The organism is Thalassobaculum sp. (genome assembly GCF_040219215.1).
Classification (GTDB): Bacteria; Pseudomonadota; Alphaproteobacteria; order Thalassobaculales; family Thalassobaculaceae; genus Thalassobaculum_A.
In genome coordinates, this window is the sequence record NZ_JAVJSX010000008.1 from 510,999 (window position 1) to 527,745 (window position 16,747).

14 protein-coding genes are annotated in these 16,747 nt (G+C 66.7%); 13 read left to right on the top strand and 1 reads right to left on the bottom strand.

Annotation, left to right across the window (positions count from 1 at the left end):
- Positions 1-9: 9 nt before the first annotated feature.
- The 13 genes from RIC54_RS07880 to RIC54_RS07940 all read left to right on the top strand — a co-directional run bounded on the left by RIC54_RS07880 (position 10) and on the right by RIC54_RS07940 (position 14,680).
- A complete protein-coding gene (locus RIC54_RS07880) occupies positions 10-954 on the top strand; it encodes a Gfo/Idh/MocA family protein (protein ID WP_350086432.1) in 945 nt (314 codons plus the stop codon).
- Entirely contained in the window at positions 951-2,243 is a 1,293-nt protein-coding gene (locus RIC54_RS07885) for a UDP binding domain-containing protein (RefSeq protein ID WP_350086435.1), read from the top strand. Before RIC54_RS07880 ends, RIC54_RS07885 begins: the two co-directional genes overlap by 4 nt.
- A complete protein-coding gene (locus RIC54_RS07890) occupies positions 2,243-3,127 on the top strand; it encodes an NAD-dependent epimerase/dehydratase family protein (RefSeq protein WP_350086438.1) in 885 nt (294 codons plus the stop codon). The genes RIC54_RS07885 and RIC54_RS07890 overlap by 1 nt, the downstream gene beginning before the upstream one ends.
- 20 nt (positions 3,128-3,147) lie before the next feature.
- A complete protein-coding gene (locus RIC54_RS07895) occupies positions 3,148-3,807 on the top strand; it encodes a class I SAM-dependent methyltransferase (RefSeq protein ID WP_350086441.1) in 660 nt (219 codons plus the stop codon).
- A gap of 13 nt (positions 3,808-3,820) precedes the next feature.
- Complete coding sequence (locus RIC54_RS07900) at positions 3,821-4,684, top strand: transketolase (RefSeq protein WP_350086444.1); 864 nt, start codon at positions 3,821-3,823, stop codon at positions 4,682-4,684.
- Positions 4,681-5,601, top strand: coding sequence for a transketolase family protein (locus RIC54_RS07905; RefSeq protein ID WP_350086447.1), 921 nt, complete (start codon positions 4,681-4,683; stop codon positions 5,599-5,601). The genes RIC54_RS07900 and RIC54_RS07905 overlap by 4 nt, the downstream gene beginning before the upstream one ends.
- Positions 5,602-5,612: 11 nt before the next feature.
- Positions 5,613-6,491: an NAD-dependent epimerase/dehydratase family protein gene (locus tag RIC54_RS07910; RefSeq protein ID WP_350086450.1), complete on the top strand. Its 879-nt coding sequence runs from the start codon at positions 5,613-5,615 to the stop codon at positions 6,489-6,491.
- Positions 6,491-7,783: a nucleotide sugar dehydrogenase gene (locus RIC54_RS07915; protein WP_350086453.1), complete on the top strand. Its 1,293-nt coding sequence runs from the start codon at positions 6,491-6,493 to the stop codon at positions 7,781-7,783. Before RIC54_RS07910 ends, RIC54_RS07915 begins: the two co-directional genes overlap by 1 nt.
- An 81-nt stretch (positions 7,784-7,864) precedes the next feature.
- Positions 7,865-8,623, top strand: a complete 759-nt coding sequence (locus tag RIC54_RS07920; RefSeq protein ID WP_350086456.1) for a calcium-binding protein — start codon at positions 7,865-7,867, stop codon at positions 8,621-8,623.
- 40 nt (positions 8,624-8,663) lie between these two features.
- Positions 8,664-9,392 carry a polyphosphate kinase 2 family protein gene (locus tag RIC54_RS07925; RefSeq protein ID WP_350086459.1) on the top strand — a complete coding sequence of 243 codons (729 nt, stop codon included), beginning with the start codon at positions 8,664-8,666 and terminating at the stop codon, positions 9,390-9,392.
- 108 nt (positions 9,393-9,500) lie between these two features.
- A complete protein-coding gene (locus tag RIC54_RS07930) occupies positions 9,501-10,523 on the top strand; it encodes an ABC transporter substrate-binding protein (protein ID WP_350086462.1) in 1,023 nt (340 codons plus the stop codon).
- Between the two features lie 70 nt (positions 10,524-10,593).
- Entirely contained in the window at positions 10,594-14,157 is a 3,564-nt protein-coding gene (locus RIC54_RS07935; RefSeq protein WP_350086465.1) for a PAS-domain containing protein, read from the top strand.
- A gap of 31 nt (positions 14,158-14,188) precedes the next feature.
- Positions 14,189-14,680, top strand: a complete 492-nt coding sequence (locus tag RIC54_RS07940) for a response regulator (RefSeq protein WP_350086469.1) — start codon at positions 14,189-14,191, stop codon at positions 14,678-14,680.
- Between the two features lie 9 nt (positions 14,681-14,689).
- On the opposite strand, the gene RIC54_RS07945 is transcribed toward RIC54_RS07940, so the two are convergent.
- Positions 14,690-16,705, bottom strand: a complete 2,016-nt coding sequence (locus tag RIC54_RS07945; RefSeq protein ID WP_350086472.1) for an aminopeptidase P family protein — start codon at positions 16,703-16,705, stop codon at positions 14,690-14,692.
- Positions 16,706-16,747: the final 42 nt, after the last annotated feature.

The following is a 16,747-nucleotide window of genomic DNA, read 5'->3' on the forward strand; positions in this document are numbered from 1 at the left end:
TGAGGCGGCATGCGGGTCGTGATCGTTGGATACGGCGTCCAGGGACGTAAGCGCCGGGCCGTCGCCGGTGACGAGGTGGTGGCGGTGATCGATCCGGTGGCGCCGGAAGCGACCGCCAAGCAGCTCTCGGACGTACCGTTCCATGACTTTGACGCAGCGGTGGTCTGTACCCCCGATGACCCCAAGCCGGCGTTGCTGAAGACCCTGCTGGGCGCCGGCAAGCATGTGCTGGTCGAGAAGCCGCTGGTCGCCGAGGACGATGCCGTCCTTGAGGAATTGGCGGAGATCGCGGCCTCCACCGGTGCTGTTTGTGTAACCGCCTACAACCACCGATTCGAGCCGCACTACGTGCGAATGCGTGAGTTGATCCACTCGGGGGCGCTCGGCCGGATCTACAGCGTGCGGATGTTCTATGGCAACGGCACCGCACGGCTGGTGCGCGAAAGCGCCTGGCGCGACCAGGGAGCGGGCGTGCTGCCCGATCTCGGCTCGCACCTGCTGGACATTCTCAAGGTCTGGTTCCCGGTCGCCGAGGCCTGGGATTTCGACGTGCGTCTGGCGCGTCGGCACGAGAACCGGTCGTTCGATCAGGTCGTGGTGGCCGCCGATCCGGCCGACGGGCCGGCGGTCCAGCTCGAGATGACGATGCTGTCCTGGCGCAATCATTTCACCTGCGATGTGTTTGCCGAGAACGGCAGCGCGCACATCGAGTCGTTGTGCAAGTGGGGACCGACCACCTTCACCCACCGAACCCGCGTGCTGCCTTCGGGCCGCCCGCCGGAAGAAGCGGTGACCCTGGTCCAGTCCGATCCGACGTGGGAAGCCGAGTACGCCCACTTCAAGGAGCTGTGCGCCGCCGGGCGCGGCTCGGAGATCGGCAACGACATCTGGCTGAACCGCACACTGCGCCGTCTTGCCGACGCGGCATTCGACCGGTTCGGGGCGCCGGCATGACCGATGCGCGTCCGACCATCGCCTATTGCGGCATGACCCATCTCGGTCTGGTGTCCGGTACCGCCGCCGCCGCCAAGGGCTTTCCGACCATCCTGTTCGATCCGGACACTGCGCTCATCGACCGGCTGAATCGGGGCGAGTTGCCGGTGTCTGAGCCGGACCTGGATGCGACTTTCTCCGGGAACCGCGACAGGCTGACGATTACGGGCAATGCCGGCGACCTGGCGCACGCCGACGTGGTGTACCTCGCACCCGACGTGCCGACCGACGATGCCGGCGCCAGCGATCTGTCGGCGGTGCATCGGTTGCTGGAGGTGGTGCGCCCGGCGCTGCGCGACGACGCCACCCTGGTGATCCTGAGCCAGGTGCCGCCCGGCTTCACGCGCGGGATCGCTGGCATTCGCGGGCCGCTGCACTATCAGGTGGAAACCCTGGTGTTCGGCATCGCCCTGCAGCGCGCGCTGGAACCGGAGCGCTACATCGTCGGGTGCGGCGATCCGGCGGCCCCGCTTCCGACAGCCTTCCGGGCCTATCTCGAGGCGTTCGGCTGCCCGATCCTGCCGATGCGCTACGAAAGCGCGGAACTGGCCAAGATCTCGATCAACATGTGCCTGGTCGCATCGGTCGGGGTCGCCAACACCATGGCCGAGATCTGCGAGCATGTCGGCGCCGACTGGGCCGAGATCGCGCCTTCGCTGAAGCTGGACCGGCGGATCGGCGCATACAGCTATCTCGCCCCCGGCCTGGGCCTTGCCGGCGGCAACCTGGAGCGCGACCTGGCGACTGTGATGCGGCTCGGCGCCGGGCACGGCACCGACACCGGCATCGTCAAGGCCTGGATCGAGAACTCGGCCTGGCGCAAGGGTTGGGCGGCGCGCACCCTGAAGGCCCGGGTGCTGGACGCCAACCCGTCCGCCCGCATTGCTGTGCTTGGCCTCGCCTACAAGCAGGACACCCACTCGACCAAGAATTCACCGTCGCTGGCCCTGCTCTCCGAACTGTCCGGTGTCGACGTCTGCGTTCACGATCCGGTGGTTCCTGCGCGCGCGGCGCCGATCGCTGTGACCGCCGGTGCCGATCCGATCGCAACGGTTCGCGGCGCCGATGCGTTGTGCATCATGACGCCTTGGCCGGCCTACAGGACCATCGACCCGGCCGAGCTTGCGGCGGCGATGCGCGGCCGCATCGTCATCGACCCGTACCGGGTGCTTGATCCGGAGCGTGCCCGCACGGCCGGGCTCGACTGGATCACCCTCGGTGTTGCCGACCAACCCCAGGAGACACGCTGATGCTGACCCACGGTTCCGAAAGCCCGAAGGACGCGGCGCGCGTGGTGGTGCTGGGCGCCGGCTTCATCGGCGGTGCCGCGGCGGACGCCCTGGCCGGCGACGGCGTCGACGTGGAGCGGCTGGGCCGCAAGGCGGTCGACCTGCTGACCGACGGTGCCGGGGATGCGCTGGCGGCGCGGCTGCGGCCCGACGACGTGCTGATGGTGGTGGCCGCCGAGGCGCCCTGCAAGAACGGCGCGATGCTCGAGCGCAACATCAGGATGATGAACGCAGTCGTGGCGGCATTGAAGGTTCAGGCGGTCGAGCACGTGATCTACGTGTCGTCCGATGCGGTGTACAAGGATTCCGACGGACCGCTGACCGAGGAGAGCCCGGCCGAACCGGGTTCGCTGCATGGTGTCATGCATCTGTCGCGCGAGCGCATGCTACTGGACGAAGGCGGGGTGCCGGTCGGTATCCTGCGCCCGACCCTGGTCTACGGCGCCAATGATCCACACAACGGTTACGGGCCGAATCGCTTCCGGCGGCTGGCGGTGGAGGGCAAGGAGATCGTGCTGTTCGGCGAAGGCGAGGAACGGCGCGATCATGTCCTGGTCGACGATCTCGGTGACCTGCTGCGCCGCATGGTCACCCACCGGTCGACCGGCGTGCTGAACGGCGCGACCGGCGACGTGCACAGTTTCCGCGAGATCGCCGAGATGGCGGCCGCGCAGGTGGCGAATCCGCCGTCAATCAAGGGCAGCCCTCGCTCGGGTCCGATGCCGCACAACGGTTACCGGCCCTTCGATCCGGCAGCGACCTTTCGCGCCTTCCCCGATTTCCGCTATACCCGGCTGGCGGACGGTCTGGCGTTGACTCACAAGCGCGCCACCGCCACCGCCTGATCGACCCGAGGAGCGTTCCCATGGCCGAGGTCAACCTGCTGGCCCGCCTGCCCAAGAGCAAGCGCAACGTCAAGGCGCGCGAGCACGCCAAGACCGACGAGCACATCCGCATCAGCCGAGAATACGGCGAGACCTATTTCGACGGTCCGCGCGAGTACGGCTATGGCGGCTACCGCTATGACGGCCGCTGGGTGCCGATCGCCGAGGACATGGTCGCGCATTTCGGCCTGAAGCCGGGCATGCGGGTGCTGGACATCGGCGCCGCCAAGGGATTCCTGGTCAAGGACTTCATGATCGCCTGCCCGGGGCTGGAGGCATTCGGCCTCGACGTGTCGGAATACGCCCTGAAGCATTGCGAGCCGGAAGCGATCGGCCGCCTGCACCTAGGCAACGCCGTCTCGCTGCCGTTCCCGGACCACAGCTTCGATGCGGTGATCTCGCTGAACACGCTGCACAACCTTGAGCGTCCCGACCTGATCACCGCGTTGCGCGAGATCATGCGGGTGACCAAGGACGGCAAGGCCTTCGTGCAGGTCGACAGCTACCGCACCGAAGAGGAGCGGGCGATCTTCGTGGACTGGGTGCTGACCGCCCACACCCACGACTATCCGGAAGGCTGGAAGAAGATCTTCGACGAAGCCGGCTATACCGGCGACTACAACTGGACCCTGATTTCCTGACGGGAGAGGCTCGATGACCGCGCATCCGATTGCGCAGCCCGGACACAACCGGTTCGACGTCGCGGAATCGCGGCGGCGCTGCAAGAGCTACCGTCGCCGCATTCTCGACATCTCGCAGAAGGTCGGCGCCCTGCACATCGCCCCGGCGTTCTCCTGCCTCGAGGTGGTCGACGCCTGCTACCACGGCCTGATGCGCCCGGCACCGGCCGGCGGCACAAAATCGCCGGACACCTTCCTGATGTCCAAGGGCCACGGCTGCATGGCGCAGTATGTGGTGCTGGAGGACATCGGCGTGCTGCCGACCTCGGACCTGGACGCCTACTGCACGGCCGACGGCATCCTGGGCGCCCACCCGGACTACGGCAATCCGGGGATCGAGGCGTCGACCGGGTCGCTGGGCCACGGCCTGTCCATGGCCGTCGGCATGGCGGTCGCGGAGCGCAACATCGCCGGCAAGGGCAACGTGCCGGGTGCGGTGTATTGCGTGCTGTCGGACGGCGAGTTGCAGGAGGGCTCGACCTGGGAAGCCATCCTGATGGCCTCGACCCTCGGCCTGACCAACCTGGTCGCGGTGGTCGACAACAACGACTTCCAGTCGCTGGGCCGTACGTCGGAGACCCATCCGAGCTTCTACCCGCTGCTCGAGAAGCTGGAGGCGTTCGGCTGGGAGGCGGTCGAGGTCAACGGCCACGATTCCGGCGCTGTGTACGACGCGGTCGCCGCCCGCAAGGGCGACAAGCCGTTCTTCGTGATCGCCAAGACCATCAAGGGCCGCGGCGTCAGCTACATGGAGAGCGTGCCGATCTGGCATTACCGCGCGCCGAACCCGACCGAGTACCAGCAGGCCATCGACGAGTTGAAGGAGATCGCGTCGTGAGGAACACCTTCGGAGAGGTCCTGTACGGGCTCGCCAAGGACGACCCGCGCGTCCACATCGTGGTCTCGGACATCTCGCCGGTCGGCTCGATGGCCAAGTTCCGCGAGGAGTTTCCCGAGCGTTTCATCAACGTCGGCGTCGCCGAGCAGTCGATGATCGGCATCTGCGCCGGGCTGGCGCTGAAGGGCATGCTGCCGTTCGCCTACACCATCGCGACGTTCTCGCTGTACCGGCCGTACGAGATGGTGCGCGACGACCTCGGCTACCAGAACCTGCCGGTGACCGTGGTCGGCATCGGTGGCGGCGTCATCTACTCGACGCTCGGCGGCACCCACTACGCCCAGGAAGACATCGCGATCGCCGGGTCGATCCCCAACATGTCGATCATCGCCCCGTGCGATCCGGTGGAGGCGACCGAGGCCACCAAGTGGCTGGTGCAGCGCGAGCGCGGCGGGCCGGTGTATTTCCGCTTCGGCAAGGCCGGCGAGCCGACGCTGACCGGGCCGGACAGCGACCCGTGGGTATTCGGCAAGTTGCGCTATCTGCGCAAGGGTACCGACGTGGCGGTGCTGTCCTATGGCGTGATCACCAAGATGGCCGGGCAGGTGGCCGATGCGCTTGCCGCCGACGGCAAGTCGGTCTCGCTGGCGGTCTGCCACACCATGAAGCCGCTCGACCGCGACGGAATCGCCGACCTGCTGCGCCGCCACAGCCAAGTGATCGTGATCGAGGAGCATGTGCCGCAGGGCGGACTGGCACCGCAGACCAAGCAGATCGCCTGGGACATCCGCGCCGAATGCCGGCTCGACACCTTCACCCTGAAGGACGAGTTCGTGCACTGCTACGGCAGCCACGAGGACATCCTGGCGGCCCACGGCCTGTCACCTGACCGCATCCTGGCGGCGGTTCGCACCTAGGCGAACACGACATGCGCGTCCTCGTCACCGGTGCTGCGGGGTTTTCCGGGCGGACCATCGCCCGGCACCTCGTTGCCGCCGGATGCGAGGTGGTCGCCCATCGCCGGTCCAGCCCGTTGCCGGACGATCTCCTGGCGTCGAGCGCGGTGACCGACTGGCCGGGCGACCTGAATGCGGTCGAGACCCTGCCCGACGGCATCGACGCGGTGGTCCATGCCGCCGCGACGTCGCCGCCGACCGGCCGTGCCGACGCGGTGCCCGCCGAAGCGCTGATCCGCGATAACGCTCTGGCGACCGCCCGGCTGGTCGCGGCGTCCAAGTTGGCCGGTGTCGGTCGGTTCATCTACCTGTCCAGCGTGTCGATCCACGGTACCGTGGCCGAGCGCAGCCTGGACGCGACGACCCCGGTGCGTGATCCCGACCCCTATGGCGTCTCCAAACTGATCGGCGAAAGCGTTCTGGCGGCGTCCGGACTCAACGGTCTCGCGATCCGGCTGCCGGCGGTGATCGGAAGTGGGGCCGATCGCAACTGGCCGGTCCAGGTGGTCGGCCGGATCCGTCGCAGAGAGACGGTGCGCATCTACAACGCGGACGGCCCGTTCAACAACGTGGTGCATGTGGACGACCTGGCGCGCTGGATCGTTGCTGTCGTGACATCCGGCAAGGCGGCGTCCGGCTTCAACGCGATGCCGGTCGCCAGCAGCGAGCCAATAGCGGTCCGGGTGGCTGTCGCCACACTCGCCGCCGGCCTCGGCCTCAATGCGCGGCTGGAGGAAGTGGTGGCTCCACGGGCGGCGTTCCTGATCGAGACGACGGCGGCCGAGGGACTGGGGTTCCGTCCGTCGTCCACCGTCGACGCGTTGGACCGTTACGCCCGGGCACCCGACTGATGCCGGCGCTCTCCGACACCAACGTCGCCATCATCGGCCTCGGCTATGTCGGGCTGCCGCTGGCCGTGGCCTTCGCAAGGGCCGGCCGGCGGGTGCTCGGCTTCGACGTCGATGCCCGTCGCGTCGCGGACCTGACAGGCGGCCTCGACCGAAACGATCCGGATCATCCCGCGATAGCCATCCCGGACGGACTGACGTTTACCGCCGACCCCGTCGAACTCGCCGGCTGCCACGTCTTCGTCATCGCCGTGCCAACGCCGATCGACGGTGATCGCCGCCCGGACCTTGATCCGTTGCTGGCGGCGTCCGACCTGATCGGCCCGGCGCTTCGGCCCGGAGCATTGGTGATCGTGGAGTCCACGGTGCATCCGGGGGCGACGGAAGAGGTGGTCGGTCCCCGCCTCGCGTCGGCGTCCGGCCTGACCCAGGGCAGCGGCTTTGCCCTCGGCTACTCGCCGGAACGGATCAACCCGGGTGATGCCGGGCACGGCCTGTCCGACGTGGTGAAGGTGGTGTCCGGCCAGGATGCGGCGACGCTGCAGCGAGTAGCGGCGTTGTACGCGCCGATCGTACCGGCGGGTCTGCATCTGGCGCCGTCCATCCGGGTCGCCGAGGCGTCGAAGATCACCGAGAACGTCCAGCGCGACGTCAACATCGCACTGATGAACGAGTTGGCCCTGATCTATGACCGGCTGGGCCTGCGCACCGAGGACGTGCTGGCGGCAGCCCGGACCAAGTGGAACTTCGCGCCCTATCGGCCAGGGTTGGTTGGCGGCCACTGCATCGGCGTCGACCCCTACTACCTGATCGCCAAGGCCGAGGCGCACGGCTACTACCCGGAACTGATCCGGTCGGCGCGCCGGCTTAACGACGGCATGGCCGACCGGGTGGCCCAGAAGATCGTGGTCCGGTTGTCGTCGCTGGGCATTGCGATTGCGGGCGCGCGGGTCGGCCTGATGGGCCTTGCGTTCAAGGAGAATGTCTCGGACGCCCGCAACAGCCAGGCTCCGACCATCGCCCGGGCGCTGCAGGATCTCGGGGCGGTCGTGCTCGCCACCGATCCGCTGGTTGACCCGGCGTTGGCGCGCCGGGATCTCGGCCTGGAGATGGTCGAGCAATCGACGCTGGTCGGCCTGGATGCCCTGGTGCTGGCTAGTCCGCACCGGGTGTTCCTCGCCGAGAAGGCCGAGGGACTGGCCGCCCGTGTGCGCGCGGGCGGGCTTCTGGTCGACGTCACCTCGGCGCTCGATCCGTCGGGCATTCCAGGGGATCGCTCCTACTGGAGCCTGTAGCGAAGGGCTGCCCGAGTCGCGTCTGGCCGCAGGGTTCGGTATGATCCCGGCAGGGATGGACGCGGTGACGGGGAGGAAACCATGGCCTCGATCGGTGGGACCGACAACAGCGAAGACCTGAACGGCACGATTTCTCCTGATCTGATCTGGGGGTTCGGCGGCAATGACACGATCGTCGGCGACGATGGCGCCGACACGATGTATGGCGGGGACGGCAACGACCTGATCTTCGGCGGTGGCGACGGCGATCTGATCTACGGGAACCTTGGCAACGACCAGCTGCGGGCCGGCAATGGTGACGACCGACTCTACGGCGGGCAGGGGAACGACACCCTGACCGGTGCTCAAGGCGCCGATACCCTGATCGGCAACAAGGGTGACGACGTTGTCAGCGCGGGCGCCGATGACGATCTGATCTACGGCAATCAGGGCGCAGATTCGATGTGGGGCGACGCCGGAAACGACACGATGTTCGGAGGCCAAGGCGCCGACGTGCTGAGCGGCGGCATCGGCAATGACATGATCTTCGGGAACATCGGCGCCGATACGCTCGACGGTGGCGCCGGCAACGATCTCCTGAACGGCGGGACCGGAGCGGACCGCTACCAGTTCGGCAACAGCAGCGGAATCGATACGATCAGCGGTTTCAGCGCCAGCGAAGACATCATCCGCATCCAGAACGCGGTGAACGGCGGATCGATCAGCAGCGCGACGGCGGCGCTGGCGGCGGCGTCGAACGTCAATGGGAACGCCGTGATCAACTTCGGCAGCTCCAACACCGTCGAGTTGGTTGGCGTGTCGACCAGCAGTCTCAGTACCGCAAATTTCGAGATCTTCTGACGTACACTGCGACCGCGTAGTCGGCTCGCAGGAGATTGCCGTGAAGGGCACCGCATATGCCAAGGCGCTGGCCAAGCGCCAACATCAGTTGTCACTGTTGCAGCACGCCTACGCCCGTCAGGGCCGGTCCGCGGTTATCGTGCTGGAAGGCTGGGATGCCGCCGGCAAGGGCGGGGTGATCCGGCGGATCGCCTGGGCCCTCGACCCTCGAACCCTGCGCGTCTGGTCGATCGGCGCTCCGAGCGTCGAGGAGCAACGCGAACATTGGATCCAGCGGTTCTGGCGTCGGGTTCCGCGCGGCGGCGAGATCGCCGTCTTCGATCGCTCCTGGTATGGCCGTGTGCTGGTGGAGAGGGTCGAGGGGTTCGCCGAGGAAGCAGCCTGGCGCCGCGCTTACGACGAGATCAACCAGTTCGAACAGATGCTCGTCGACGAGGGCATCCGTCTGGTGAAGGTGTTTCTGGACATCAAGCCCGAGACCCAGCTGGAGCGCTTCAGGGCTCGATACGAGGATCCTGCGAAACGCTGGAAGATCACCGAGGAAGACCTGCGGAACCGTGCGCGCTGGGATGACTATGTTGTCGCATACCATGATATGCGAGAGCTGTGCTCCCCGCCGCGCGCGCCGTGGACCAGGATCGCGGCGGACGACAAGCAGGAGGCACGGATCGCGACCTTCGACGCGATCCTGGAAGCGGTCGGCCACGATGTCGACGTGGCGCCACCGGAAGTGCCGGCGCTGGTCAAAGCGTTCTTCGACCTGCGCTGACGGCCACCGTGCCGCCCGAGGGTTCTGAATACGTGGCGTCGGTGCGGCAGCGTGCCTACACTCACGGCAATCGACACCATGCAATCAAGAAAAGGACGGGGAGAAACGATGCTTGGGAAGCTCAAATCGGTCGTGCTGGCCGCAACATGTGCAACAGCGCTCTGCGGGCCGGCGGTTGCGGCGGAGAAGGTCGTGATCTGCGCGCTGACATTCGTCTCGTCGGCTCCGTTGTTCATCGCGGCGGACAAGGGCTACTACGCGGCCGAGGGACTCGACGCCGAGCTGAAGTTTTTCCGGGCCGCGCAGCCGGTGGCAGTCGGAATTGCCTCCGGCGACTGCGACTTCGGTGTCACCGGATTCACGGCCGGGTTCTTCAATCTTGCCGGCAAGGGCGCACTGAAGGTGATCGGTGCCCAAAGCCGCGAGGAGTCCGGATTCGACTTCGTCGGCTTCATTGCCTCCAACAATGCCTACGATGCAGGCCTGAAATCTGTGACGGACCTGCCCGGCCACAGCGTCGGCACTACGCAGGTCGGATCCACGATGCATTACATGGTCGGAATGCTGCGCGACAAGTATGGCTGGGCCAATGATGCGGTGTCGTTGAAGCCGCTCCAGTCGGTGCCGAACATGATCGCGGCGATCAAGGGCGGTCAGGTGGACGCGGTTCCGCTGCCGGCCCACATTGTCGCCAAGCTGGTCGACAGCGGGGAGGCCAAGCTGATCGGCTGGGTGCATGAACACACGCCGTGGCAGCTTGGCGGGCTGTTCACGTCGTCGCGGAACGTCGCCGAGCGGCGCCCGATGGTGGAGGCGTTCGTGCGCGCATACCAGAAGGCGGCCCGTGACTACCACGCGGCTTTCAACGCGGTCGACGAGACCGGCCAACGGGTGTTTGGTCCGGCAGCCGAGGCGCTGCTGCCGACTCTGGAGAGCTACACCAAGTCGACGCCGGATGCGATCTACAAGGGAGCGCCGTTCATCGATCCTGACGGACGCCTCAAGGTCGATCAGCTGCTGGGGCAGGTCGCCTGGATGAAGAAGGAGGGGTTGGTGGAAGCCGATCTGGATCCGATGAGTTTCATCGACCTCAGCTTTGTGCAGGGGCACTACGGCGTTCCGGGTAATTGACCGGTAAGCGGGTTCGACCTTCGTCATCCTGGACGGTAGACTGCGGGTGGCGAAGAGCGGAGGAACCGTCATGGCTTCGTTGATACGAAGCGATGTCGCTGGGCAATCGGGTGTGGACGTCGGAAGCCTTGTCGATGCGATTGACGATGCCGTCATCGCCTTTGACCCGGCCGGGACCATTGTAGCCTGGAATCCGGCGGCGGAGCGGTTGTTCGGCGTTGCGGCGAAGGATGCGTTGGGGGCTCCTCGCTCACTGATCGAACCCGACGACGACCCGGTGGGATGGCTGGACGGAGTGCTGGGCGGTCGACCCCTCCGGTTTCGCGGCCAGCGTACCGACGCCCAGCAGAACCGGTTTGCGGTCGATATCACCGCCAGCCCGATCGTCGATTCCAGCGGGGCGGTGCAGGGTGTCGTTCAGACGCTCCGCCGGGCGCCACAGGAAGAGAGCCGACCGCTGATTGAGTTGGCGGAGGATATGGCGTGGATCGGCCATTGGCGGATCGAGATTCCCAGCGATCGGCATGTCTGGTCCGCCCAGACGTACCGGATCCACGGGATCGAACCAGGAACGCCGATGAGTTCGGCCGATGCGTCGGCCCTCTATCATCCGGACGATCGCGAGCGCGTTGCGGCAGCGGTGAACCAGGCAATCCGGTTCGGCGTCGATATCGCGTTCGAGGCCAAGATCGTCTGGCCGGATGGCTCCGTGCGGAAAGTGGCGTGCCGTGGAACCACCGAGCGCGGGCGCGACGGCAAGGCGACGGCCGTGGTCGGCGTGTTGCAGGATCTGACCGACCAGATCGCGGCGCGAGAGACCCTGGCGGAGCGCAACCGCGCGATGACGATTCTGCGGGAAACGGTCGAGATCGTGCCGTACTCGATCTCCGTCTACGACGAGCACGACCGGTTCGTTCTCGCCAATCGTAAGTACTTCGAACTGTATCCGTATCTGGAGAACGAGACGAAGCTGCTCGGCAAGACGTTCGAGGACGTGTTGCGGATCAGCTTGCAGCACAAGGTGGTCTTGGACCGGACCGCGCTGGAGGAACCGGAGAAATACATCGCCGCACGGATGGCCGACCGCCGGGGAGGGCTCCCGATGGCGGAGCGTCGCCTTGCCAACGGTCACTGGTACCTGATTCGCGAGAATCGAACGGCAAGCGGGCACACGATCAGCACCCGGATCGACATCACCGAACAGAAACAGGCGCAGCTCGAACTCGGGCAGACCATGGAGGTGTTGCAGGCGACGCTCGACACCATGCCCAACGCGCTGATCGCGTTCGACTCCGACAACCGGTTGATGGCATGGAACAGTGCCTTCGTCTCGCTCGTCGGCGTCGATCCGGATCGCTTTGAGCGTGGCCGTCCGTTGCGTGGCCTGACCAAGGATGTCCTGGCGAAACTGCCGTCGACCGAGACTGGCATTCGCCCGATGTTCCTTCACATCGCCCGCCGCAGTTCGGCAGATTTCGAATGGCGACGAAACGACGGCGAGATCTATGCGGTCCTGGGACGCCCGATGCCGAACGGCGGCTACGTCACCTTGTTCCGGAACGTCACGGCGGAGCGGCGTGCGCAGGTTCGCGCCGCGCAGTTCGAGCATCGGCTGAGCAACGCGCTGGAATCGATGTCGGAGGGGTTTGCGCTGTTCGACGCCAACGACATTCTGATCCTGTGCAACGAGACCTATCGTCGGATGTACGGCAAGAGCACGGCGTACATTCGTCCGGGCCGGAAGTTTGTCGACATCGTGCGCGACGCGGCGGCGACGGGGCAGTTCCCGGCGGCGGTCGGCCGGGAAGAAGAATGGATTGCCGAGCGCCTGGAACTCCACCGCAATCCGCCGGACCAGCCCACGCTGCAGGCGTTGGCGGACGGGCGGGTGCTGCTGGTTGCGGAGAATCGGACCAGCGACGGCGGTTCGGTCGGGATCCGGTCGGACATCACCGAACGGGTCCGTACCGAGAACGAGTTGCGCGCAGCACGGGACGAGTTGGAGGAGCAGGCGCAGTCGCTTCGTGATCTGGCCGAGCAGATTGACGCCGCACGTCTCCGCGCGGAGGAAGCCGGAGCCGCGAAGTCACGTTTCCTGGCCGTCATGAGTCATGAGTTGCGGACGCCCATGACCGGTCTGCTCGGGATGATCGAATTGGCGTCACGCACAAACCTGAGCAAGGAGCAGCAGGGCTACGTGCGCGTCATGCGGGACTCGGCCGAGACGCTGTTGGCCCTGCTCAACGATATTCTCGATTTCTCGAAGCTGGAGGCCGGAAAGGTTCAGCTGGAAGAGATTGCATTCGCTCCGGAGCAGGTCGTCAGCGATGTCTTCGGCCTGTTCCAGGCGCAGGCGTCTGCGAAGGGGCTGGTGCTCGAAGCCGATCTGCAGCCGTCGGTTCCGGCCTGGGTCCGCGGCGACCCGCTCCGCGTCAAGCAGATCCTGTCCAACCTGATCTCCAACGCGATCAAGTTCACATCGAAAGGCCGGATTACGGTGCGCCTGACGGCGACCGAAGGCCCGAGCGGACTGATCCGTCTGCAGGGCGAAGTGATCGACACTGGCCAGGGCATTGCTCCGGGCGTCCTGGAGCAATTGTTTCAGGCGTTCGAGCAGGGTGATTCCAGCACTACGCGGCAGTTCGGCGGCACCGGGCTCGGGCTCGCGATCTCTCGTCGTCTGGCTGAAGGAATGGGCGGATCCATCACGGTTGAAAGCGAAGTGGGCCGAGGATCGGTCTTCCGATTTGCGGTGCTGGTACGCGTCGCAGAGGTCCCTGGGGTGGAGGAACAAGGCAGCCCCGAACTGGAGGATCTGCCGACACTGCCGAGGCGGATTCTGTTGGCCGAAGACAACGATGTGAACCGGATGTTGGTCTCCAAGGTGCTGGCGCAATCCGGGCATCAGGTCGATGAAGTGGCGGACGGGCAGCAAGCGCTGCAGGCTGCCACGCGCATACGCTACGACCTGATCCTGATGGACATGCAGATGCCGGTCATGGACGGCGTCGAGGCGACCCGCGCCATCCGGCAACTGCCCGGCGAGTCGGCAGCCGTGCCGATTGTGGCGCTGACCGCCGACGCCCTGCCGGAGCATCGCCACATCTACTTCGATGCGGGAATTGACGAGCTGCTGACCAAGCCGGTGGATTGGCGCCTGTTGGACCGGACGATCGCGCGTCTGGGGCGCGGGGACGGGGCCGGAGCCGGGACCGCCGACGAGGCGGCGGTGGCGACCCCATCCGCGGAGACGCTTCCGGAGTCAGCGCCGGCAGACGAGGACGAGCCGGTTTTCGATCTCGTCCGGGTCGAGCAGGTGCTTGGCGTGCTTCCGCCGAAGCGGGTGGCCGGGATGCTGTCGATGCTGCCGTCAGAGATCGAGATGCGGCTGGCCGAGCTTCGGTCGGCTCTTGACGACGAGGACCTTGTACGGGCACGACGTGCGGCGCACACGCTGAAGGGTCTTGCGGCGAACTTCGGGGCGACCCAATTGGTATCGGCATCGCGAGCGGCCGAGATGGCGTGCGATACACTGGACGCCGGTCAGGCCGCTCTGTCGGGTATGGCGGATGTCGTGAAGCGTACCGCCGAGGCGGCGGTTGAACTGAGCGCGACCTTCCGGGCGCGCCAATAGATACCGGATACGGCTGGGATCGGAGCGAAGCATGAAGGATATCGATTTCAGTCGGATCAAGGCCCTGGTCGTCGAGGACGATCGGATGTCACGGGATCTGGTCGTTTCGATTCTTGAGAGCGTTGGCATCCAGCAGATCGAGCGCGCAGCGAACGGCGAGGAAGCGTTCGGTCACCTGGGCACCTTCCATCCCGACGTGATCGTGTCGGACATGATGATGGAGCCGATGGACGGCATTACCTTCACCAGACGGGTCCGGACCCACCGCGAATCTCCCAGGCCGCACACCCCGGTGATCCTGCTGACCGCCCATACCGACCGCACGACCGTGATCGAGGCGCGCGATGCCGGGGTCAACGCCTTCGTCGCCAAGCCGGTGTCGATCGACGAGATGCGGCGCAAGCTGATCCTGGTACTGAACGACCCGCGCCAGTTCGTGCGGTCCGACGACTATGCCGGGCCGGACCGGCGTCGAAAGGAAATTCCTTTGGGCGGCCGTCCGGATCGTCGCAAGCAGACCTAGCCGCGCGGATTACATCCCGATCGGCGCGGTCGCCGCTGCCAGCCAGTCTTTGTCCGCGTCGTCGAGCATGGGGCCGACCCGCTGCCGGACGGCGGCGTGGTAGGCGTCGATCCAGGCCTGTTCCTCGAACGTCAGAAGCGCCGGCTCGATCAACCGCCGGTCGATCGGGGCAAACGTGATGGTCTCGAATGCCAGCATCGGCCGGCCGGTATCCTGGGCGGGGTCGGTCTCGACCGTCAGCAGCAGGTTCTCGATCCGGATGCCGTATCCGCCGGGCTTGTAGTAGCCGGGTTCGTTCGAGACGATCATGCCGGCCTCGAATGGAGCGCGTCCGGTTGCGGAGATGCGCTGCGGGCCTTCGTGAACGCCGAGGAAGCACCCGACCCCGTGGCCGGTGCCGTGGTCGAAGTCCAGCCCTTCCTTCCACAGATACTGCCGGGCCAGCGCATCGAGCTGCCCGCCGTGGGTGCCGACGGGAAACCGCGCGGTCGCGATGGCGATATGGCCCTTCAGAACCAGGGTGAAGCGTTCCCGCATTTCCTGGGTCGGCGTGCCGACCGACACGGTGCGGGTGATGTCGGTGGTTCCGTCGAGATACTGGGCACCGGAGTCCACCAGGTAGAGGGTACCGGACTCCAGCGGCCGGTCGGTCTCGGGGGTCACGCGGTAGTGCACGATGGCGCCGTTCGATCCAGCACCGGAGATGGTCGCGAAGCTCGGGCCGCGCCACGAGGCGCCATCGGCGCGGAACCGTTCGAGCTGATCGGCGGCGGCGGCCTCGGTGACCGTGCCGCCGGGGGCGTGGTCGTCGATCCATTTCAGGAATCGTGCGACGGCGACCGCGTCGCGGGCGTGCGCCGCACGGATGCCGGCGATCTCGACGGCGTTCTTCAGCGCACGCGGCCGGATGCAGGGGTCCTCGGCCGTCGTGACCGTCGCGCCCGCCGCGATCAGCCGCTGCTGCAGCCAGTCTGACGCGCTGTCCGGGTCGAGCGATACAGTGGCACCGGCCTTGCCGAGCGCATCGACGGCGTCGCCGATCTCCTCGAACGGACGCAGGCTGACTTCGTTCCCGAGTGCCGCGCGCGTTTCGGGGTCGCATTTCGCGGGATCGAGAAACAGCTCCACCGCACCGCTCGCCGCCACGGTCGCATAGCACAGCGGCAGGGGGGTGTAGGGTACGTCCCGGCCGCGAACATTGAGCAGCCAGGCGATCGACTCCGGCTGGTTGAGGATCGTGACATCGGCCTTGGACGTGCCGAGCGAGGCGGCGACCAGTTGACGCTTGTCGGCGGCGCGAACCCCGGTGAACGACGGGTCAAGCACTTCGACCCGGCCAAGCGGTACCGGCGGGCGATCGGTCCAGATGCCGTCGAGCGGATTCGGGTCGAGCGCGACCAGCGTGCCGCCGGCGCGCTGCACGGCGTCGCGGATCCGGGTGATGCCGTTGACCGAATGGAGCTTTGGGTCATAGCCGAGCCGGCGCCCAGACAGGTGGTCGGCCACGAAGCTGGCCGGCGGGGTTCGGACCAGATGCTGGATCTCCCAGCGCCCGGTATCGACCTGCTGGCCGGCCTGCAGCGTGTATCGGCCGTCCACGAACAGTGCGGCCCGGTCGGGTAGCACGACCGCAACGCCGGCCGAGCCGGTGAACCCGGTAAGCCAGGCCAAGCGCTCGGCCCCAAGCGGTATGTGCTCGCCTTGATGCTCGTCGGCGCGCGGCATGATGAATCCGTCGACCTCCGCCGAACGCAGCGCGTCCCGCAGCCGGTCCAGCCGCGCCGGATCGGCTGCGGAAGCGGCGGGACGCAGGGCGTCGCGAAGCGCCGTCAGCGCGTCGGTCGTTGCCGGATCGGCATTCGGCGCGATCAGCCCGATCCAGGAGCCTGCCGGGTAGGGCTCCGGCGATGCAGCGGCTCTCGACAGCGTTTCACGCAACCAGGAGGGGGTGCCGGCGATGCCGGTATCGGCCATCCACCGGGCCAGGGCGCTGTCGGACAGATCGGGAACCGCGTCGATGGTCATGAATGCTCTCCGTGAGGGACCAGGGGATTCGACCCGCCTTTG

Bases quoted from the DNA above. Each gene is read 5' to 3' on its own strand.
- RIC54_RS07880 (WP_350086432.1), top strand. From the start codon at position 10: ATGCGGGTCGTGATCGTTGGATACGGCGTCCAGGGACGTAAGCGCCGG.
- RIC54_RS07885 (WP_350086435.1), top strand. From the start codon at position 951: ATGACCGATGCGCGTCCGACCATCGCCTATTGCGGCATGACCCATCTC.
- RIC54_RS07890 (WP_350086438.1), top strand. From the start codon at position 2,243: ATGCTGACCCACGGTTCCGAAAGCCCGAAGGACGCGGCGCGCGTGGTG.
- RIC54_RS07895 (WP_350086441.1), top strand. From the start codon at position 3,148: ATGGCCGAGGTCAACCTGCTGGCCCGCCTGCCCAAGAGCAAGCGCAAC.
- RIC54_RS07900 (WP_350086444.1), top strand. From the start codon at position 3,821: ATGACCGCGCATCCGATTGCGCAGCCCGGACACAACCGGTTCGACGTC.
- RIC54_RS07910 (WP_350086450.1), top strand. From the start codon at position 5,613: ATGCGCGTCCTCGTCACCGGTGCTGCGGGGTTTTCCGGGCGGACCATC.
- RIC54_RS07915 (WP_350086453.1), top strand. From the start codon at position 6,491: ATGCCGGCGCTCTCCGACACCAACGTCGCCATCATCGGCCTCGGCTAT.
- RIC54_RS07920 (WP_350086456.1), top strand. From the start codon at position 7,865: ATGGCCTCGATCGGTGGGACCGACAACAGCGAAGACCTGAACGGCACG.
- RIC54_RS07930 (WP_350086462.1), top strand. From the start codon at position 9,501: ATGCTTGGGAAGCTCAAATCGGTCGTGCTGGCCGCAACATGTGCAACA.
- RIC54_RS07935 (WP_350086465.1), top strand. From the start codon at position 10,594: ATGGCTTCGTTGATACGAAGCGATGTCGCTGGGCAATCGGGTGTGGAC.
- RIC54_RS07940 (WP_350086469.1), top strand. From the start codon at position 14,189: ATGAAGGATATCGATTTCAGTCGGATCAAGGCCCTGGTCGTCGAGGAC.
- RIC54_RS07945 (WP_350086472.1), bottom strand. From the start codon at position 16,705: ATGACCATCGACGCGGTTCCCGATCTGTCCGACAGCGCCCTGGCCCGG.